The sequence below is a fragment of the Synechocystis sp. IPPAS B-1465 genome, from assembly GCF_003015225.1.
Taxonomy (GTDB): Bacteria; Cyanobacteriota; Cyanobacteriia; order Cyanobacteriales; family Microcystaceae; genus Synechocystis.
Map to the genome: position 1 here is coordinate 790,592 of NZ_CP028094.1, position 20,709 is coordinate 811,300.

Annotated in this window: 18 protein-coding genes and 1 riboswitch; of the genes, 8 read left to right on the top strand and 10 right to left on the bottom strand. The window is 47.6% G+C overall.

The annotated features are described in order from the left end of the window. Nucleotides 1-127 precede the first annotated feature (127 nt). The 5 genes from C7I86_RS03695 to C7I86_RS03715 all read left to right on the top strand — a co-directional run bounded on the left by C7I86_RS03695 (nt 128) and on the right by C7I86_RS03715 (nt 5,309). On the top strand, nt 128-1,126 hold the full coding sequence (locus C7I86_RS03695; RefSeq protein ID WP_010871917.1) for a cytochrome c oxidase subunit II: 999 nt from the start codon (nt 128-130) through the stop codon (nt 1,124-1,126). 88 nt (nt 1,127-1,214) lie between these two features. Then, complete coding sequence (gene ctaD, locus C7I86_RS03700; RefSeq protein ID WP_010871918.1) at nt 1,215-2,870, top strand: cytochrome c oxidase subunit I; 1,656 nt, start codon at nt 1,215-1,217, stop codon at nt 2,868-2,870. A 47-nt stretch (nt 2,871-2,917) separates the two neighbouring features. Further along, a complete protein-coding gene (ctaE, locus tag C7I86_RS03705; RefSeq protein ID WP_010871919.1) occupies nt 2,918-3,619 on the top strand; it encodes a cytochrome c oxidase subunit CtaE in 702 nt (233 codons plus the stop codon). Nucleotides 3,620-3,770: 151 nt separating this feature from the next. Continuing rightward, the gene (locus C7I86_RS03710) at nt 3,771-4,100 is read left to right on the top strand and encodes a co-chaperone YbbN (protein WP_010871920.1); all 330 of its coding nucleotides are present in this window, start codon (nt 3,771-3,773) and stop codon (nt 4,098-4,100) included. A 72-nt stretch (nt 4,101-4,172) separates the two neighbouring features. Continuing rightward, entirely contained in the window at nt 4,173-5,309 is a 1,137-nt protein-coding gene (locus C7I86_RS03715; protein WP_010871921.1) for a DegT/DnrJ/EryC1/StrS family aminotransferase, read from the top strand. Between the two features lie 31 nt (nt 5,310-5,340). Here the strand turns inward: C7I86_RS03715 and C7I86_RS03720 are convergent, their stop codons facing one another. The 6 genes from C7I86_RS03720 to speB form a co-directional block, all read right to left on the bottom strand. Beyond that, nucleotides 5,341-6,141 carry an ABC transporter ATP-binding protein gene (locus C7I86_RS03720; protein ID WP_010871922.1) on the bottom strand — a complete coding sequence of 267 codons (801 nt, stop codon included), beginning with the start codon at nt 6,139-6,141 and terminating at the stop codon, nt 5,341-5,343. Between the two features lie 56 nt (nt 6,142-6,197). Continuing rightward, the gene (locus tag C7I86_RS03725; protein WP_010871923.1) at nt 6,198-7,040 is read right to left on the bottom strand and encodes an ABC transporter permease; all 843 of its coding nucleotides are present in this window, start codon (nt 7,038-7,040) and stop codon (nt 6,198-6,200) included. A 102-nt stretch (nt 7,041-7,142) separates the two neighbouring features. Continuing rightward, nucleotides 7,143-8,171 carry an aliphatic sulfonate ABC transporter substrate-binding protein gene (locus C7I86_RS03730; protein ID WP_020861520.1) on the bottom strand — a complete coding sequence of 343 codons (1,029 nt, stop codon included), beginning with the start codon at nt 8,169-8,171 and terminating at the stop codon, nt 7,143-7,145. Between the two features lie 83 nt (nt 8,172-8,254). Then, nucleotides 8,255-8,944 carry a hydrogenase nickel incorporation protein HypB gene (gene hypB, locus C7I86_RS03735; protein WP_010871925.1) on the bottom strand — a complete coding sequence of 230 codons (690 nt, stop codon included), beginning with the start codon at nt 8,942-8,944 and terminating at the stop codon, nt 8,255-8,257. Nucleotides 8,945-9,004: 60 nt separating this feature from the next. Beyond that, nucleotides 9,005-9,367 (bottom strand): hydrogenase maturation nickel metallochaperone HypA, encoded by a 363-nt coding sequence (gene hypA, locus C7I86_RS03740; RefSeq protein WP_010871926.1) that lies wholly within the window; start codon nt 9,365-9,367, stop codon nt 9,005-9,007. A 75-nt stretch (nt 9,368-9,442) separates the two neighbouring features. Next, nucleotides 9,443-10,615, bottom strand: coding sequence for an agmatinase (speB, locus tag C7I86_RS03745; protein WP_010871927.1), 1,173 nt, complete (start codon nt 10,613-10,615; stop codon nt 9,443-9,445). 73 nt (nt 10,616-10,688) lie between these two features. Continuing rightward, a riboswitch (guanidine-I (ykkC/yxkD leader) is annotated at nt 10,689-10,810 on the bottom strand. Between the two features lie 241 nt (nt 10,811-11,051). On the opposite strand from speB, the gene C7I86_RS03750 reads away from it, so the two are divergent. After that, nucleotides 11,052-11,561 (top strand): GAF domain-containing protein, encoded by a 510-nt coding sequence (locus tag C7I86_RS03750; protein WP_010871928.1) that lies wholly within the window; start codon nt 11,052-11,054, stop codon nt 11,559-11,561. Nucleotides 11,562-11,615: 54 nt separating this feature from the next. Beyond that, nucleotides 11,616-12,647 carry a diguanylate cyclase gene (locus tag C7I86_RS03755; RefSeq protein ID WP_010871929.1) on the top strand — a complete coding sequence of 344 codons (1,032 nt, stop codon included), beginning with the start codon at nt 11,616-11,618 and terminating at the stop codon, nt 12,645-12,647. Nucleotides 12,648-12,874: 227 nt separating this feature from the next. Here the strand turns inward: C7I86_RS03755 and C7I86_RS03760 are convergent, their stop codons facing one another. The 3 genes from C7I86_RS03760 to leuS form a co-directional block, all read right to left on the bottom strand. Further along, nucleotides 12,875-15,793: a cation-transporting P-type ATPase gene (locus C7I86_RS03760; RefSeq protein WP_010871930.1), complete on the bottom strand. Its 2,919-nt coding sequence runs from the start codon at nt 15,791-15,793 to the stop codon at nt 12,875-12,877. Between the two features lie 67 nt (nt 15,794-15,860). Continuing rightward, nucleotides 15,861-16,097 (bottom strand): hypothetical protein, encoded by a 237-nt coding sequence (locus tag C7I86_RS03765; protein ID WP_020861521.1) that lies wholly within the window; start codon nt 16,095-16,097, stop codon nt 15,861-15,863. 27 nt (nt 16,098-16,124) lie between these two features. Continuing rightward, nucleotides 16,125-18,734, bottom strand: coding sequence for a leucine--tRNA ligase (gene leuS / locus C7I86_RS03770; RefSeq protein ID WP_010871931.1), 2,610 nt, complete (start codon nt 18,732-18,734; stop codon nt 16,125-16,127). Between the two features lie 124 nt (nt 18,735-18,858). Between leuS and gltS the strand changes: the two genes are divergently transcribed. After that, complete coding sequence (gltS, locus tag C7I86_RS03775; protein WP_010871932.1) at nt 18,859-20,067, top strand: sodium/glutamate symporter; 1,209 nt, start codon at nt 18,859-18,861, stop codon at nt 20,065-20,067. 263 nt (nt 20,068-20,330) lie between these two features. Here gltS and C7I86_RS03780 read toward each other — a convergent pair whose 3' ends face one another. Continuing rightward, nucleotides 20,331-20,654 (bottom strand): DUF3155 domain-containing protein, encoded by a 324-nt coding sequence (locus C7I86_RS03780; RefSeq protein ID WP_010871933.1) that lies wholly within the window; start codon nt 20,652-20,654, stop codon nt 20,331-20,333. Between the last annotated feature and the right edge of the window lie 55 nt (nt 20,655-20,709).

The window sequence follows — 20,709 nt, forward strand, 5'->3', positions numbered from 1 at the left end:
GAAGGAGACGGCAAGATTGTTAAAGAACTCTGAAGAATTTGGCTGGAGCTTGACCCCGCTCTGGAGAATTGCTTTACCCTGTAGGGGATTGTAATTTTTGTTGTTTTCCGAGAGATAGAGGTTTGCTGTGAAAATTCCCGGTAGTGTCATAACCCTTCTCATCGGCGTTGTGATCACAGTTGTTAGTTTATGGTACGGACAGAATCATGGTCTGATGCCCGTGGCTGCCTCCGCCGATGCAGAAAAGGTGGATGGCATTTTTAACTACATGATGACCATTGCCACAGGATTATTCCTCTTGGTAGAAGGAGTTTTGGTTTATTGCCTGATCCGCTTTCGCCGACGCAAAGACGACCAAACCGATGGTCCACCCATAGAAGGTAACGTGCCCCTGGAAATTCTCTGGACTGCCATCCCTACGGTGATTGTTTTTACCTTGGCGGTGTATAGCTTTGAGGTGTACAACAACCTGGGCGGTTTGGATCCAACCATTTCTAGGGATAATGCCGGTCAGCAGATGGCCCATAACCACATGGGACATATGGGGAGCATGGGGAATATGGTGGCTATGGCTGGGGACGGAGATGTTGCCCTGGGCATTGGTTTAGATAGCGAAGAACAAGGAGTCAACCCCCTGATGGTAGATGTGAAGGGAATTCAGTATGCGTGGATTTTCACCTATCCCGAAACGGGGATTATTTCCGGCGAACTGCACGCCCCCATCGATCGCCCGGTGCAATTGAACATGGAAGCCGGGGATGTGATCCATGCCTTTTGGATTCCCCAATTACGGTTAAAGCAGGATGTGATTCCGGGGCGGGGCAGTACCTTGGTGTTTAATGCCAGCACCCCTGGGCAGTATCCGGTTATCTGTGCTGAGTTGTGTGGTGCTTACCATGGGGGCATGAAATCGGTCTTCTACGCCCATACCCCCGAAGAGTATGACGACTGGGTGGCGGCCAATGCTCCGGCTCCAACGGAATCCATGGCAATGACATTGCCCAAAGCGACCACCGCCATGACCCCCAACGAATATTTAGCCCCCTATGCGAAAGAAATGGGAGTACAAACTGAAGCTTTAGCCCAATTAAAAGATCAAACCTCTCCGGTTGGAGATCTACTCTGATTTGGTTGGAACACCTAACCTTGAGTCGTACTGGTCAGTTTTGCTTTAAAACCCTGTAAATTTTGACAAATTTGGTAGAAAACTTTTTATGACTATTGCCGCTGAGAATCTAACGGCTAATCATCCCCGCCGCAAATGGACGGATTACTTTACCTTTTGCGTTGACCATAAGGTGATTGGCATCCAATATCTAGTTACGTCTTTCCTCTTCTTTTTCATTGGCGGTTCCTTTGCGGAAGCCATGCGGACGGAATTAGCCACTCCATCCCCGGATTTTGTCCAGCCGGAAATGTATAACCAACTGATGACCCTCCACGGCACGATTATGATCTTTCTGTGGATTGTGCCGGCAGGGGCGGCCTTTGCCAACTATCTCATTCCCCTCATGGTGGGCACAGAGGATATGGCTTTTCCTCGCCTCAATGCCGTTGCTTTTTGGCTAACTCCACCGGGGGGCATTTTGCTTATTTCCAGCTTTTTTGTGGGGGCACCCCAGGCAGGCTGGACTTCCTATCCACCTTTGAGTTTGCTGAGTGGTAAATGGGGAGAAGAACTGTGGATTTTGAGTTTGCTGTTGGTGGGGACCTCCTCCATTCTGGGGGCGATTAATTTTGTTACCACCATTTTGAAGATGCGTATCAAGGACATGGATTTGCACAGTATGCCCCTGTTTTGCTGGGCTATGCTGGCCACCTCTTCTTTGATTTTGCTTTCCACCCCAGTGTTAGCATCCGCTCTGATTCTGCTTTCCTTTGACCTGATTGCCGGCACTAGCTTCTTTAACCCAGTGGGGGGGGGAGACCCGGTGGTTTACCAGCATTTATTCTGGTTTTACTCCCATCCGGCGGTGTACATCATGATTTTGCCCTTTTTTGGCGTAATCTCTGAGGTCATTCCTGTCCACGCCCGCAAACCCATCTTTGGCTACCGGGCGATCGCCTATTCGAGTTTGGCCATTAGCTTTCTGGGCTTGATTGTCTGGGCCCACCATATGTTCACCAGCGGTACCCCCGGTTGGTTACGGATGTTCTTCATGGCTACCACCATGTTGATTGCTGTGCCCACGGGGATCAAAATTTTCAGTTGGTGCGGTACCCTCTGGGGCGGCAAAATTCAACTCAACTCCGCCATGTTGTTTGCCTTTGGTTTCCTATCTAGCTTCATGATTGGTGGGCTAACCGGGGTAATGGTGGCGTCTGTTCCGTTCGATATCCATGTCCACGACACCTATTTTGTGGTGGGACACTTCCATTACGTGCTCTTTGGTGGCAGCGCCTTTGCTTTATTTTCTGGGGTTTACCACTGGTTCCCGAAAATGACTGGCCGCATGGTCAATGAGCCCCTGGGTCGTCTTCACTTCATCCTCACTTTTATCGGCATGAATTTAACCTTTATGCCCATGCATGAGTTGGGGTTAATGGGAATGAACCGCCGCATTGCCCTCTACGACGTTGAATTTCAACCCCTAAACGTTTTGAGCACCATTGGAGCCTACGTTTTAGCCGCTTCCACCATTCCTTTTGTCATCAACGTTTTTTGGAGTTTGTTTAAGGGGGAAAAGGCGGCCCGGAATCCTTGGCGAGCTCTGACCCTAGAATGGCAAACGGCCTCTCCTCCTATTATTGAAAACTTTGAAGAAGAACCAGTGCTCTGGTGTGGTCCCTACGATTTTGGTATTGACACGGAGTTAATGGATGACGAAGAAACAGTCCAAACCCTAATTGCCGATGCGGCAGGAAGTTAGTTTCTTTAACTTTCTGTGCTTAGGGGGATGGCTAGCTTAATGACCTAATGACCTCCCCCATGGGCCCGACCGCCAGAGATTTTTGGCAAAATTCTAGAAATTCAGCAACGATCCAGCGATTAATTGTCAGTCCTATGCAAACCACTGCCCTTAGCTCCGATTTAAACAGTACCTATACCCCAGGGGAAGCCCACGGCCACCATGGTCACCCCGATCTACGAATGTTTGGAGTTGTCCTGTTCCTGGTGGCGGAAAGTGCCATTTTTTTGGGTCTGTTCACCGCCTATCTGATTTATCGCAGTGTGATGCCTGCCTGGCCTCCTGAGGGCACACCAGAGTTAGAATTACTCCTGCCAGGGGTCAACAGTATTATTCTGATTTCCAGTAGCTTTGTCATGCACAAAGGTCAAGCCGCCATTCGTAATAATGACAATGCCGGGTTGCAAAAATGGTTTGGCATTACTGCCGCCATGGGTATTATCTTTTTAGCTGGTCAGATGTATGAATATTTCCACCTGGAAATGGGGCTAACTACCAATTTATTTGCCAGTTGCTTTTATGTGCTCACGGGCTTTCACGGGCTCCATGTTACTTTTGGATTGCTATTAATCCTTTCTGTGCTCTGGCGATCACGGCAACCGGGCCATTACTCCCGCACATCCCATTTCGGGGTAGAAGCGGCGGAATTGTACTGGCATTTCGTCGATGTGGTCTGGATTGTTTTGTTTATTTTGGTTTACTTACTGTGATGGAAAGACCTTGGGCGTTAGGGCAAACCTACCTTGTGATGGGTTAATTTCGTGGGATGATAGAGAGTCGGGTTGGCATTCCCTAGTCCTTCCATTGCCCAACTGAATAGCCCAAACCCCTAAGTAATCAAAAGAGTTCTTGACCATTACCATGAGTTTACTGGAAATCACCGACGCTGAATTTGAGCAGGAAACCCAAGGGCAAACTAAGCCTGTGTTGGTTTATTTTTGGGCTTCCTGGTGTGGCCCTTGTCGGTTGATGGCCCCTGCTATCCAGGCGATCGCCAAGGATTATGGTGATAAGCTCAAAGTGCTCAAGTTGGAAGTGGATCCCAACCCTGCCGCCGTAGCCCAATGCAAAGTGGAAGGGGTACCAGCGCTGCGTTTGTTCAAAAATAATGAGCTAGTGATGACCCACGAAGGGGCGATCGCCAAACCCAAATTACTGGAGTTACTGAAAGAGGAATTGGATTTTATTTAAGACGGTGCTGATTGCCGAAAGCATTCCCTAAACTGACCAGAGCTATTTGTTTATAATCCTTTCTCTCTAACCATGGCCGCCGCAATTAAACCTTTTTACTTCGACATTAGCGACGACGAAATTGAATTTTTTCTGGATGAGGCCAGGCAAATCCTCAAATCCGGCACTTTGATTTTGGGAAACCACACCCAGGAGTTTGAACGGGGCTTTGCGGAATTTGTTGGTACCAAAAACGCTATTTCGGTTAATAGCGGCACCTCTGGGCTGGAAATTCTCTTGCGGTTGAAGCAGGCGGAAAATACCACTGTTCTTGTGCCCACCAACACAAATTTTGCCACCGTTGCTTCTGTGTTGCGGGTAAACAGTGATGTGCAATATTTGGACATGGACCCCAAAACCTTTGCCCCTTCCCTAGCCATGGTTAAGGAAGCGGTCGAAGGCAAAAGTTACCCCAAACCTTTGTCCGGTGTTTTTTGGGTGCATATCGGCGGCGTAATTTCCCCCGAATTCCCCGCAGTGGTGGATTATTGCCATGGCAAAGGCCTCTACGTTTGGGAAGATACGGCCCACGCCCACGGCAGTCAACTCCAAGGTAAACAGGCGGGCAACTTAGCTGATGGCGCTTCCTTTTCCTTTTTCCCCACCAAAGTAATGACCACCTTTGAAGGCGGCATGGTCACCCTCAATGATGACGAAGAAGATACCATTGCCCGTTCATTGCGAAACCAGGGAAAACGGGGCATGAATTTTGGTGGTCTGCATACGGACTTTGGCAACAGCACCCGCATGACGGAAATCCACGCTTTGTTGGGACAAATTCACCTGGCCAAGTTAGAGAGAATGTTGGCCACCAGACAAAAGGCCTACGAACTAATCACAACCCCCCTCAGGGAAGCGGGCATTGAGTTTGTTTCCACTGACCACATGGACAGGGCCAGTCAATACAAACTGATGGTGTTGTTACCGGAAGGCAAAACCCCGGCCCAAATGAAAGAAGCTCTGGCGGCAGAGGAAATTTATTTGGGAGGGACAGTGTACGAAATTCCCTGCCATTTACAACCGGTGTTTAAAGATGTTTGTCCTGGGCAATCTTTTCCCAATGCAGAAACCTGGTGTCCCCGTCACATTTGTCCCCCTTTAACCTCCGGTACTACTCCAGAGGAAGCGACCCGGGTCGGGGAAGCGTTAGTTCGCCATTTGCAGTCCTAGATTTCTTATTCAGGAATATTCTGCCCCAATTTTAGCTAGCGATCGCCTCCGTTTCTTCCGTTTCCCTACCCCTCAATAGGCTAGAAATTTCATCGCTATATTTAAAAAACTCTGGTTCCCGCTTAATTTTATAGGTCCGATTTTTCGGAGTTTCTTCATCCCCCGGCAGATTAATGGTTAATTCCCGCTGAATAGTGCCGGGACGGGAACTCAACACATAAACCCGTTGGGCCAGAAATACGGCTTCCTCCACGTCATGGGTAATCATCAAAATGCTACATTGCAGTCTTTGCCAAATATCAATCAGATATTCATGCATCCTTTCCTTGGTTTGAATATCTAAAGCGCCAAAGGGTTCATCCATTAATAAGACTTTTGGATGGCAAGCCAAAGACCTGGCGATCGCCACCCGTTGTTTCATGCCACCGGACAATTCCCTGGGATAAGCTTCAGAAAAATTAATTAGCCCCACCACGTCCAGATAATAACTAGCGGTGTCAAAGCGTTCCTTTTGGGAGCAACCTTGGAGTTTGAGACCAAATTCTACATTTTGCCGCACAGTCATCCAGGGAAAAAGACTGTAATGTTGGAAAACCATACCCCGGTCAGCCCCTGGTCCCGTCACCCTTTGTCCATCCACATTAATGGTGCCGGAAGTCGGAGTATCCAAACCAGCAATTAACCTCAAAAGGGTCGATTTTCCGGAACCAGAAGCCCCCACTGCACACACAAATTCCCCGGTTTCAATGTGCATATTGATGTTTTTTAGAGCTACCACTGACCCCCGTTTGCCGACAAACACCCGATTTAAATCAGTTATTTCTAGATGCATGGTTTTTATTATTTACAATTAATTTAATAGTTTTGTAATGATGGAAAAAATCTGACTTATTGTTCCAAAGACCATTTACAAGTGAATCTGAGGATGAGGCGAAATGATAAATCCAACGCAAAGCCAATTAATCCCAAAACAATTAAGCAAGCAAAAATCTCATCGGTTTTCAAAAATTTCTGAGCTAGCAAAATACGCTTCCCTAAGCCATTGTCTGCCGCCACCAATTCCGCCACCACTACCAAGTTCCAAGCCGCCGCCATGTTGATCCGAAAGGCGTCAAGAATATTGGGAATAATGTAGGGGGTGATGACCTTAAACAAAATCTGTTTCCTTAATCCCCCTAGGGTATAGGTAACTTCAATTAATTCCTTGGGAATAAATTTGACCGCATCCATAATCATCAGGGTATTAAAAAATATTGTCCCAATGAAAATTAAGGCAATTTTTGAAGCCTCATCAATGCCGAGGTAAATAATTAATAATGGAATAAAGGCTGGGGCTGGCATGTAACGCACCACACCAATAATTGGCTCTGTTAGGCTACGTATGCTGGGAAATGTCCCCATTAAAATCCCCAAGGGAATAGCCACCAATCCCCCTAAAAAAAATCCCCCCACTACTCGCCCAAAACTAGTCAGGGAATCCTGGATTAGAAATCCATCCTTAAATAGCTTTATCAAGGCTTGAATTACCGACTGGGGCGAAGGCAGAAAAACATCACTCACAGTGGGTAAAGATGAAAGCAGTGCCCACAATACCAAAGGAATAATGATCGATAAGGACATTAACGACCATTTGAGAGATTCGGGTATTTCCCCACCAATGCGCCAAAAAACTGTGGGCTTGAGGGATTCTTTAGAGGGATAATCTGATAATTTATCCTGGGCAATAGTCATAGTATTAGGGAAATTGATTGGCTAACAGAGTGAGCAAATTGTCACAAAGAAAAATCAAAATCCCTCCGATTACTGGTTGGAGATGAGAACTCGAAGTAAAAACTAAGCCTTACCAGCTAAGGTTTTCACAAACTGAGCATCGAGAATCTTGGTCAGGTCAGGGGCTTTTTCAATAAAGCCGACTTTAGTCATAAAATCTGCCATTTTTTGGGCAGCAAAGGGCATGTGCACCATACTATCTCCAGGGCTAAAAGCTTCTAAATTTTCCTCTAGAGTTAAAAAGCGAGTGCCATCCTTAAATAGTTGTAGTTCTTCTTGGCTCACCCCCGCCCGTTTAGCCATAATTTCATCGGATTTTTCGGGATTTTCCTCCATGAATTTACGAATATCAAACCAGGTGTTAACTAATGCTTGTACTTGCTCTGGTTTTTCCTGAATTAATTTTTCTGTCACGACTAAAAGGTCAGGAATAGCTCCGGGAAATTCGGCGGAAGTAACTAACTCTTTAGAGCCTTCCCGTTTCAGAGCTGTTAACCAAAATGGAGGAAACGCCCCTACTGCGTCCACTTGTCCCGCTGCAAAGGCCGCCGCCGCCGCCCCTGTTTCCAAAGGCTTGATTACCACATCATCCCGGCTCATGCCTTCCCTTTCCAGAGCTAAACTGAGCAGAAAATCATCCACTACCCCTTCTTCGATCGCCACGGTTTTACCCTTGAGATCCTGAACAGTATTGATGTCGGCGGTAACAATAATTTTGTCATTGCCAGCGGAGTTATCATTCACTAGTACTGCCACTTCTCCGTTAACTGCCTCCCCAGCAAAGGAAATGGTGTCGTTTAAAGTTTGACTATTGCCATCCAACTGCCCGGCGGCTAAGGCTTGCATGGATTCCAGATAACCGTCAAACCACTTCATTTCCACATTGACACCGTTTTTGGCAAATAGGCCTTCTTCCTCGGCGATCGCCCAGGGCCACCAACCCGCCCAGTTGCTATAACCAATGACAATGGGAGGTCCTTCGGGAACCGGAGCAGAGGTTTGGGATTGCTCTGGGGTTTGGGCACAACTAACTGTTAACAGTAAGGTGCTACAAAAAATCAGAATTAAGGAAATTAAACTACGTCTGGGCATCGATTTTTCTCCGCTAGTTGTTAATAACATATAAAACTAAATTGAAAAGTTTTACTGTGTTGATTTTGACTTTTTAAAAATTTCTAGATAGAAACTATCATCGGTACTTTAACTTGACTCTTAACCCAACTAAACCAAGTATCCAAACCCTCTCCGGTTTTAGCCGATACTGGAATAATGGTCACATGGGGGTTCATGGAACGGACGTTAGCGGCTAATTTTTCTAGATCAATATCTAAATGGGGAATGAGATCAGTTTTAGTAATTAGTAAACAATCTGCTTCCTGGAACATAACTGGATATTTTAGGGGTTTGTCTTCCCCTTCGGTGACACTGAGTAGTGCGACTTTACTATGTTCCCCCACTTCAAATTCCGCTGGGCAAACTAGATTGCCCACATTTTCCACCAGCACCAAATCAAATTCTTTAGGATTGTAATCTTCCTGTAAACGATGAATTCCCCCTGCCACCATTTTGGCATCTAAATGACAGGAACGACCGGTGTTAATGGCGATTACAGGGCTACCATATTGCCGCAGGCGATCGGCGTCTAATTCCGTGGTCATATCCCCTTCGATAACCGCCATTTTTAACTCACTTTGGAGGGCGGCCAAGGTTTTTTCGAGCAGAACAGTTTTACCGGCTCCGGGGCTACTCATTAGGTTTAAACAGGTAATACCCCATTCATCAAAATGTGCTCGATTATGGTCGGCACCTGCCTGGTTTGCGTGGAGCAAATTTAGACCGATCGCCGTGTCAATGGATTGGTGCATAGTTTCTTGGCAGTAACAGTGGACAAGTTAATAAAAAATTTAGTCTCGGTGGGTTAGGGCTTAAGCCGGAGTGCACTGATGATGTTCAATGCGGTCAATTTTTAGCTCCCGCCCGGAACGGATGTCATCCATCGGAGATCGGCAGGTGGGACAGGAATATTGCAAACCAATTTCGGGACTATATTCCGTTTGGCAAGTATGGCAGTAGGCAACCAAAGGCACATCTTTGATTACCAATTCCGCCCCATTTAAAAAGGTTTGCTTGGTTTGCACTTCAAAAGCAAATTGCAAACTCACTGGTTCCACACAGGTAAACTGACCCACTAGGAGGTGAATCTTGGTGATTTGGGGTTTTTCAACTTGTTGATCAAACCAATCCTGAATAGTCATAATCAGGGCTTTGGTCATGTCTGTTTCATGCATTTTTACCTCTCCCAAAGGCGATCGCCGATTATTTCAGAGCCATCAATTTGGCAATAATTAGTCAAGTTAAAGTTACTATTGCCAGGGCTCATCCACTGCCATGTTCGCTTCAGCATGGATATAGGCCGGTTTTTCCGTGCGGGGTAATTGGCCAGAAACCACTAAATGGGCCATGGTGTCGCAAATTACCCTGGTGGCCATCAACGAAGTCATGTCGCTGATGTCGTAGGGAGGGGAAACTTCCACCACTTCCATGCCGCAAACGTTAGTTTCCCGAATAATGCGTTTAAGTAAATACAGAGCTTCTCGGGGTAGTAAACCACCGGGTTCTGGCCAACCGGTGCCGGGGACAAAACCTGCATCAATGCAGTCAATGTCAAAACTAATCCAAACGCAATCGGTGCCATCGGTGGCCCGGGCAATGGCAAAGTCCGCCGCCGCATCCAAACTCATTTCGGTAATATCAGTGACGGTCAAAATGTTGGTGGCCCGTTCCCGACAAACTTTGACCCCCTGGCGGGGTACTTGCCAACCACCAATGCCTAATTGCACTAGGTTTTTAGCTGGAGCGTTGGCCATGTTGGTGGCGTGGAACCAGGGACAAGTGTGCATCCGTTCGTCTAAGTCCGTTTCCTGGGTGTCCACATGGCGATCGAAATGGATAATGCCGACTTTTTTATCCCCCAAATGACGACAGATGCCCCGCACCGTAGGAAAACCAATGGAATGATCACCCCCCAGAATTATCGGAAACGCTCCGGAACTGAAAATGTGGGCAATACCTTTGGAAATTTGGTCAAAGGATTTCTCATTGTTGGCGGGAATGGTGAAAATATCCCCCACGTCACAGAGACTAATTTGCTCCCGTAAATCCACCCCCATTTCAAAGTTGTAGGGAGTGTACAAAGCAGAAATACGACGAATCCCCTGGGGGCCAAAACGGGTACCTGGTCGATAGGTGGTGCCAGAATCATGGGGCACTCCGACGATCGCCACATCATATTTCCCGACTTCCCGCACATCTTCCAGATATGGAGCCTTCATGAAGGTGTTAATGCCCGCATAGTGGGGCAATTCTCCCCGGGAAAAGGTGGGGATGGAGCGGTCTTTAATGCTGGCGGCGGCTTCTAAACCATAGGTTAGCCCTTGGTCAACCTCCTGCTGCCAACCGGTCAGGGGTAGCCGAGTTTCTTTGATTAAGGCTTCTTCAGCTTCAGAAGGGGGACGAAACGGGGTGGCATCGCTCATAGGTAGTTACTAGCTAAACAACAAAATCTGCCCAGGAGTTATTAATGACAACACCTAAGCACTGGTCATTAAAGTCTCCCGGGCTTTTGTCCCGCCGTGTAGCTAGTGGCAAAAATCTTTACAAAGCCTAGCCTGTTTCTCTCGGACCAGCCATTCCCCACATCACCAGGAATCGGAACCCTAGAAACAATATCCCCTACCCTAGCTAGGGATGATTAAGTTAACTGTGTTCTGTGCTACTTTTTATCGGCGATCGCCAAACTAAAGTTTAAAACCTGACATCAATTAGCTTTTTTTCCCTATCCAGGGATTGAGCATAGCTTTGCGATATCCTGAGTATGCACATGGGAAAAGGTCACAGGTCTCGCACCATTGGTGTGATTACTAATTGATCTAACTATTCAGGAACGCAACTCAATCAACAATTGCCCAGCCAATGCAACAAGCGGCCATCCCAGCCAATGAACAGCAGCGCTTAGCCCATCTACAGAATCTTAAAATTCTTGATACGCCAAGCGATGAAAAGTTCAACCGCATTACTAGGCTATTATGTCGGGTGCTGGATATGCCCGTAGCTGCCATTTCTTTGGTTGATGAAAATCGTCAATGGTTTAAATCCATTCGGGGCTTAGACTTAACCGAAACTCCCCGCTGTGTCTCCTTCTGCGCCCATACAATTCTGGAGGACCGCACCCTAGTTATTTCCGATACCCTATCTGACCTCCGTTTTGCCGACAATCCCCTTGTCCTCGAGGCCCCCCACGTCCGATTTTATGCTGGTCACCCCCTGAAAATACTCGATAATATCCATGTGGGCACTCTCTGTGTTTATGACACTAAGCCCAGGGAAATATCCGACGACGATGTTCAGTTTTTAGAAGACCTTGCAATCACCGTGGCTAATGAGCTAAAGGCTCACATGTTCAAGAGATTTTTTACGGTTTAGGTAAAGTTTCAGTAAAGTAAAAATTCAGCCACAGCAAAGTCAGGAAATGTAGGGATGGAAGCTAAATTACCGCAAAATGAGGAGCAACGCCTGGCAGTTTTGAGGCAACTCAATATTTTGGATACTCCCATTGAAGAAAGATTTGAGCGTATTACCCGTATGGTCTGCCGGTCCCTCAAAGTGCCCATTGCCGCCATATCAATAGTTGATGAATCACGCCAGTGGTTTAAATCTATTCAAGGGTTAAATGCTTCCGAAACCCCCCGTGAAATTGCCTTTTGCGCCCACGCCATCCTCAGGGATGAATTACTGTTGGTCGAGGATGCTACCCAGGATGAACGCTTTGCTGACAATCCCTTGGTAACCGACGAGCCTTTCATCCGATTTTATGCCGGTTATCCCCTTAATTTGGGTCAAGATATCCATGTGGGAACCCTCTGCGCCATTGATCGGGTGCCCCGGGAATTGTCGGCGGAAGAACAGGAAATTCTCTACGACCTCTCCAAAATGGTGGAGTCTGAACTGGCGGCGATCGCCCTATCGGAGGCTCAAATACAGCTAATTCAAGAACTGGATGAACTTGAAAGGGTGGCCATGGTCGATAGCTTAACAAGACTCTGGAACCGTTTGGGCATTGAAACTCTTCTAAAACGGGAATGGGAGTACGCTACCCGCAAAAATTCTCCTATTTCCATTGTCATGATTGATTTTGACAACTTTAAACAAATCAACGATCAACACGGTCATTTAGTCGGAGACGAGGTTCTGCAGGGTAGTGCCCGTTTAATCATTTCAGTTCTTCGTTCCTACGATATTTTGGGCAGATGGGGAGGAGATGAGTTCATGCTTATTCTGCCTGGTTCTGGTCGGGAGCAGACCGCTGTGCTCCTAGAAAGAATTCAAGCCACCATTGCCCAAAACCCAGTACCCACATCTGCGGGACCCATGGCAATCAGCTTGAGTATGGGGGGAGTCAGTGTATTTACCAACCAGGGTGAAGCACTCCAGTATTGGGTAGAACAGGCAGATAATCAGTTGATGAAAGTCAAACGTCTTGGTAAGGGCAATTTTCAACTGGCAGAATAATGGCGATCGTAAAAACTTTTTAAGGTGAGGTAGACTTACCCTTTTGGTGATTGGCTCCACTCCACTTCTTCAAGCAAACATGGTGGGTCATAGATTACCGAAAAGATGAACAATCTCTACCATCAAATCAATTGGATTTACTTAAGCTTGATGTATTAGAATTTTTTCACCAGGATGAGCTAGAAGATGTGAAGTAAAGACAATGGTAGTCATTCAAGTCATTATGATCATAGGAATTTAAATTTCCGTAACTCCTCCGCTCCTAACAATAAAGGAGGACAGGAAAGAAGCAGAGCAAACTGCCAATTTGTCAGTGGAGTGGTAGTGAAAATAGCTTGGAGAGAAGGAAAATACATTAAAGACAAAATTAACATCCATTCCGTGGCAATGCCAATCCAAATTAAGGGATTACTAAACCAGCCTAACTTGAAGGCAGAAGTGCGTTCTGAGCGGCAAGCAAAAACATTTCCATCTTGACAGGCCACAATCACTGCTAGGGTCATGGTGGTGGCCTGGGCATAGATAGCCATTAAAATTGGATCTGCTGTGTGATGGAGAATACTTGTCGTAACGGCTTGTAACTCAGCTAATCCGTAACCGTAACTTCCCCAAACTAAGAAAAATCCGGCCATGCCCAAACCCGCTTCAATTATGCCTAGAAAGCAGTAAGCTCTTAACAATAAAGCACGATCTAATAGGGCTTGATTTTTTTGGCGGGGAGGCAATTTCATCGTTCCGACTTCAGCTTTTTCTATACCCAAGGCTAAGGCCGGAACCATGTCCGTTCCTAAGTCAATGGCTAGAATTTGCATAATTAGTAATGCGGGGGGAATGTTGAGGAAAATCATTGCTAAAAATGGTACTAACTCCGCTACATTGGAAGCCAAAATGTAAGTTATAAACTTGCGGATGTTTTGATAAACTGTGCGGCCTTCTTCCACTGCGCTGACAATGGTGGCAAAATTATCGTCGGTAAGCACAATATCCGCCGCTTCCCTGGCCACATCGGTCCCGTTTAAGCCCATGGCAATGCCAATGTTGGCCGCCCGCAATGCCGGAGCATCATTGACCCCATCCCCCGTTACCGCCACAATCTGCCCCAAGCCCTGATAAGCTTGCACTAAGCGTAGTTTTTGTTCCGGGGCCATGCGGGCAAAGATAAGACCAGAACGATATTTTAAAATCTGTCGCAGTTGGGCATCGGACAAATGGGTTAGCCCATCCCCAGTCACTACCCGTACTTTTTCCTTGACTAGACCAATACTTCTGGCGATCGCCTCTGCGGTGAGGCCATAGTCCCCAGTGACCATGGTGATAGCAATACCGGCCCCATGACAACGGGCGATCGCCTCAGGCACTTCTGGCCGAGGAGGATCAAACATGGCCACTAAACCCACGAAAATTAATTGTTGCTCTAGGGTTTGGGGTGATGCTTCTAGTAAATTTTCATGGTCGGCCCGAACCGCCAAGCCCAATACTCGAAAACCTTCCTTGGCGTAGTGATCATTGGCCTCCGTAATTATTTGGCGATCGCCGGAGGTTAGTTCGGTCACCTGTCCGGCTTTTAAAATGGATTGACAACAGCGCAACACCTCCAGGGGAGCACCTTTGGTAAAAGCCAAATTTTCCCATGGCAAATCATTTCTGCCGGAAGTAAGGAAAGGCAAATTTTCCCCAGCCTTTTGCCAATCCAAAACCACCGTCATCATCCGTCGTCGGGAATCAAAGGGCACTTCCCTGCGCCGGGGATAATCTTGCTGGAGTTGTTCTAAATCAAAATCTGCCTTCAGAGCGGCCACCAATAATGCCGCTTCCGTGGGGTCTCCCATTTCTTGCCAACGGCTGGAACCGGAAGGATGAATCAAATGGGCATTGGAACAAAGAGCGGAACCAATGAGCAGTAATTTAACCTGTTGCTTTTCATCTTTACCTGGGGGAAAGGTAATTTTGCCCGTGCTGGGATCATAGCCTTCCCCTGGCACCGTTAAGGTTTGGCCATGGTTCGTTGCCGGAATCCAAAGAGAACGAACGGTCATTTCATTTTTAGTTAAAGTTCCCGTTTTATCTGTACAAATAACTGTAGTGGCACTGAGGGTTTCCACCGCCGATAATCGCCGCACCAAAGCATTACGTTTGGCCATCCGTTGTACCCCCATGGCCAGGGATAAAGTCACCGTGGGCAACAAACCTTCTGGCACTAGGGCAACAATAATGCCAATGGCAAAAATGAAACTTTCCTTTAATTCCAGATGGGTCACCAGGGACGCCAACACAAACACCAAAACTCCCATGCCAACGGCAATCAGGGTAATTACCCGCACAATCTGGCTAATTTGGACTTCCAGGGTGCTGGGTTCCCGCTTAACATTGGTGGTGAGATGGGCCATATGGCCAAATTCCGTTTCCGCTCCGGTGGCATAGACAACCCCTACTCCCCGCCCCGTGGCAATGGTGGAACCGGCTAGGACTAAATTGCGAATTTCCTGGGCTTTAACCGGGTCTTGCAGTGCCCTTTCCCCCCCATGGACTAAAACTTGACCGCCCCGTTTAGGCACAACTTCTCGAATTTGGGCCGATTCGGCAAAACGAGCTACGGGTAAGGATTCCCCCGTCATCACCGACACATCAACGTATAAACTATCCGCTGAAACTAAGCGCAAATCCGCCGATACCCGATCGCCTTCTTCCAATTGCACCACATCCCCCCGCACTAATTCCCTAGCCAGAACAGACTGTAAAGTGCCGTCCCGATAAACTTTTACCTGGGCTGGGAGAACTTTCTTGAGGGTCGCCAGGGCTTTTTCGGCCCGAAATTCCTGACTAAAACTAAATAAACCATTAATCCAAATCACCGCCCAAATGGCCCAGCCCAACTGCGGCGTACCGGAAACAAAAGCCAGAATGCCCGCCACCCAGAGCAATAACGCCATGAAATGGGTCATCTGATCAACAAAACGCAACCATAAAGGTCGTTGTACCGGTTCCGCCAGCTCGTTCAGTCCATAGCGTTGCAATCTTCGGGCCGCTTCCTCGCCGGATAAACCTTGGGGACTCGTCTCCAACCTTTCGTAAACCGCTTCTGGGGCAATAGACCAAACCGTGGTGGAGGAATTCATCGGTGCAACAAAGATGGTTTTCCATCCCATTAGGTATGATTCCCAATCTTACAAAGATTCAAACTTAACTGTTGTCGCCTAAAAAGTTGTCTCTAATTTATGGCAATGGCCCAATGCGGGATAGGAGCGATCGCCTTTGTAAATGAAGACTGATCAATTCGTCTGCGCCCAAGCTACCGATAATCAGGGCGGCAAACAATGATCCCATTCTATTGGCCGGGGTGGATAACACCAGAATGGCGATCGCCAGGGCGAGGAAAAATAGACCAAAAAAAGATCTGATTACCAACTCCTGTTTTGATCTGGTAACTTGTTGGCCGGCGTTTTTTTTCATTGGCGCAATTCCCCCGTAAAATCAGCCCTAGGTGATAACAAAATTGACTAATTTACCCGGTACGACAATTACCTTTTTAATCGTTTTCCCTTCCAAATAACGTTGGGCTAAATCAGAATTACGGGCCAATTCTTCCAACTGGGTTTTATCCGCACTGGCGGGAACAGTGATAGTTCCCCGAGTTTTGCCTAGCACTTGAATGACCAACGTAATTTCATCTAATACTAGGGCAGTGGGATCCACCTGCAACCAAGCCTGTTGGTGAATGGAGTCAGTACGACCCAAACGATGCCACAATTCCTCCGTCAAGTGGGGCGCAAAGGGAGCAAGGAGTAACAGCAGGGTTTCAATGCCTTCTTGGTAAACGGGAAAAGAAATCAAATCCGTCGCCGCAATTAGGGCATTACTGAGTTTCATCATTTCGGAAATAGCGGTGTTGAACTGGTAATCGTCGTTCAAATCCTCCGCCACTTCTTTGATTGCCCCATGGATAGCCCGCCGTAAATCTTTCTCCGCTTTAGTTAAAGGCTCGTTGGTCACTAAGGTTTCGGGGCGCACCGCGAAGCGGATCCCTGCGGGATCGCCAATGTAATCGGTTACTAAGCGCCAAACCCGATTGAGAAAGCGGAATTGACCTTCCACGTCCGCATCGTCCCATTCTAAATCCTTCTCTGGAGGGGCTTTGAAAAGGATAAACATCCGGGCGGTGTCGGCACCATATTTAGCCAACACTTCTTGGGGATCCACACCGTTAAATTTGGATTTAGACATTTTTTCGTAGAAAACCTGTAGCGGTTCCCCACTGTCGGGGTCCTTTGGATCCTTGGGATCAATTACCTGTTGTCCCGTTTGCAAATCCTTGGCCGGCACATATTTGCCCGTGGTGGGATTTTTGTAGGTAATACCCTGCACCATGCCCTGGGTTAACAATTTTTGGAACGGTTCTTTGACGGGAATTAACTGGCGATCGGCCAAAACTTTGGTGAAAAAGCGGGAATAAAGCAAATGTAAAATGGCGTGTTCAATGCCCCCCACATACTGGTCTACCGGCAACCAGTGGGCAACTTTTTCCCCATCAAAGGGCAACTCAGTGTTTTGGGCATCGGCATAACGCAGAAAATACCAGGAAGAATCAATGAACGTATCCATGGTGTCCGTTTCCCGCCGGGCTGGTTTTCCACAACTGGGACAGGGCACGTTAATCCAATCCTCTAATTTCGCTAGGGGAGAAGGGCCACGACCGGAAAATTCCACATTATCTGGCAACTCCACCGGCAAATCCTTGGTCGGTACGGGCACTGCTCCACAGTCATCGCAATGAATGATGGGAATGGGACAGCCCCAATATCGTTGTCGAGAAATCAACCAATCCCGCAGACGATATTGCACTTTGGCCCGACCATAATCATTATCTTCAGCGAATTTAATAATGGCCTGTTTTGCTTTGGGGGAAGCCATACCGGTGAATTGAGCTGAATTAACCATCACCCCCGCTTCGGTATAGGCCACCGTCAAATTCACATCACTGTTATCGGCATCGTCGGGAATAATCACCACTTGCATGGGCAAATTATTATCCTGGGCAAATTTGAAATCCCGTTGATCGTGGGCGGGAACCCCCATCACTGCGCCGGTGCCGTATTCGTATAGAACATAATCGGCAATCAAAATGGGAATTTCTTCTCCGTTGAAGGGATTGATAGCAATGCCACCGGTTTTAACACCACGCTTGGGTTTATCCTCCGCTGTCCGTTCAATTTCACTCTCTTTGGCCACCATGGCGACAAACTCATCCACTGTGCCCTGTTGTTCTGCTGTGGTAACCACCTTGGTTAAAGGATGTTCTGGGGCTAAAACCACGTAGGTAACGCCGTAAACCGTGTCCGGGCGGGTGGTGAAAACAGCAATTTTTTCCTGACTATCCTTGATGGGAAATTCCAAATAAGCCCCCACGGATTTGCCAATCCAATGGGACTGCATCAGTTTGACCCGTTCTGGCCAGCCCGTTAATTGCTCTAAATCATTCAGTAAAGCTTCGGCGTAGTCGGTGATTTTTAAGAACCATTGCCGCAATAATTTACGCTCCACCATGGCCCCCGATCGCCAGGAGCGGCCTTCACTATCGACCTGCTCATTGGCCAGAACTGTTTGATCAATGGGGTCCCAATTAACGGTGGCTTCTTTTTGGTAGGCCAAACCAGCTTGGAAAAATTCCAAAAACAACCATTGGGTCCAACGGTAATAATCGGGGGCACAGGTGGCCACTTCCCGTTCCCAATCGATGGAAAGCCCCAACTGTTGCAACTGGGCTCGCATCTGGGCAATATTTTTTTCTGTCCACTGCTTGGGGGGAATACCCCGCTCAATGGCTGCATTTTCCGCCGGTAAACCAAAGGCATCCCAACCCATAGGATGCAACACCTGGTAACCCTGCATCCGTTTTAACCGAGCAATGACATCGGTGATGGTGTAGTTGCGCACATGGCCCATGTGGAGGTTCCCGGAAGGATAGGGAAACATGGACAGGGCATAAAATTTAGGCAGATCAGAGGCGATCGGTGTTTTGTCCAACCCCCATTCAGCCCAGCGTTGTTGCCATTTTTGCTCGATTTCACCAGCGTTGTATGGGGATGCCACGACGACCAAGATCTCCTAAGCCCAGTTGATTACAGGCTTGTTAGTATACCATTCTGACTTGGGCCCAAGGTTGTCTGTTAACCATCCTAGACCAGTGACCACGTAGAGATTGAAATTTGCGATTATGGAAACTATTCAATTCAACATACGCCAGACAATTATTGTCGCAATTTTAGTGCTTTACATTGGTAAATATCTCACTAAAAAAATTAAGTTTTTGCAGAGTTTTAATATTCCCGATGCCGTTTCCGGTGGAGTGCTAGCTTCCCTGTTTTTTGGTCTCATCTACGGTATTTTTCGCACAGAAGTAGCTTTCAATTTTCCGATTAGGGATGCTTTTTTAATTATTTTCTTTACCTGCATTGGTCTATCTTCCAAGTTAAAAGTCCTACTCCAGGGCGGCAAACCCCTATTGATTCTTTTAGCAACAGCGGTGAGTTTTTTAGTAATTCAAAATTTTGTCGGGGTGGGTATGGCTTCCCTATTGGGGCAGGCGTTACCAGTGGGTTTACTCTCCGGGTCCATTTCCCTGAGTGGTGGCCATGGCACGGCGATCGCCTGGTCTCCGGTTTTTTATGATAACCACGGCATCCGTAATGCTTCGGAAATTGCCATAGCCTGTGCCACTTTTGGGCTGGTGTTCGGGGGCATTGTGGGAGGCCCCATCGCCAAATTTTTAATTATCCGCAATAAGTTAGAACCGGATTGTGACACTAAAGATTTGACCATTGGCATCCGGCGAGATCAGGACAATGTGCAAATTGATTACAACACCATGCTCCACACCATTTTAGTCATTGGCGTTACCATCGGTCTTGGCTATGAAATTAACGATCTGGTTGCTAAGTTGGGGTTAATGTTGCCGGCCTTTGTTTCCTGTTTACTGGCGGGGATCGTGCTCACCAACACCATTCCCCTCGCTTTTAAAAAATTCCCTTGGCCGGCGGAAACCCCTTCCCTCGCCCTGATTTCCGACGTTAGTTTGGGACTATTCCTGGCCATTTCCCTGATGAGCCTGCAACTCTGGACCTTAGCCGACATTGGCGGAGTGATCGCCCTGATCCTCCTGGTCCAATTCATGGCCACAGTGCTCTACAGCATTGCTGTTGTTTTTCCCCTCATGGGGCGTGACTACAACGCAGCGGTAGTTTGCTCCGGTTATTCCGGTTTAACCCTGGGGGCCACCCCCACGGCGATCGCCAATATGACCGCAGTGACGGAAAAATTCGGCGCCGCTCCCCAGGCTTTCATCGTTGTACCCTTGGTGGGGGCCTTCTTCATCGACATTGCCAATGCCTTTGTGATCCAGCAATTTCTCAATTTTCTTGGCTAGATCTATTGTGAAAAAAAGAGGGATGAGGCGCATTATTAACGGACAGCAACAGCCACCCCAACCCGCAGGCTAGAGTGGACTCAGTTGCCAAAACATGACATGATTCCGTTGGAGCTGAGCTCCTTGGACAGGAATGGAAGCGAAAACAGACCACTTCTTCCCCCAGTTCAGGTAGAGTTTTTCCCCAGAACCTAATCTGGAGTCAACTTGCTAAGAGAGACCAGCCCGGACAAAACCAATACTATTGCCTAGAAACCGCTCAGTTAACGAGTTCCAGCGCCTACAGGAGTTTTGGTGCTAGGGGTGGGTAGTTGATACTCCCGCAGACTGGGGAATAGAAAATGATTCTCTTCCACATACTGGGCCCCAAACAGTCCCTTCTCGGCCCAAAAATATCGATCAGTAGTGTGCTCATTTCGTTTTACAATGAGCAAGGCCGGGGGCTGAATTTCGTTAGCTTGGATGTAGCGACGAGCGGCCGTGACAGGCTTATCCTCGCCGCTTTCAATATTAAACTGAGGAACAAGCTCCAAAATCTTACGACCTTCTTGACGACGACGACTCTTCCGTTTGCGTTTACGTGCCAACCCAGTTACCTCCTATTTCAGCTATATGCTGTAATGATAGTTACAAAAGCCGTGC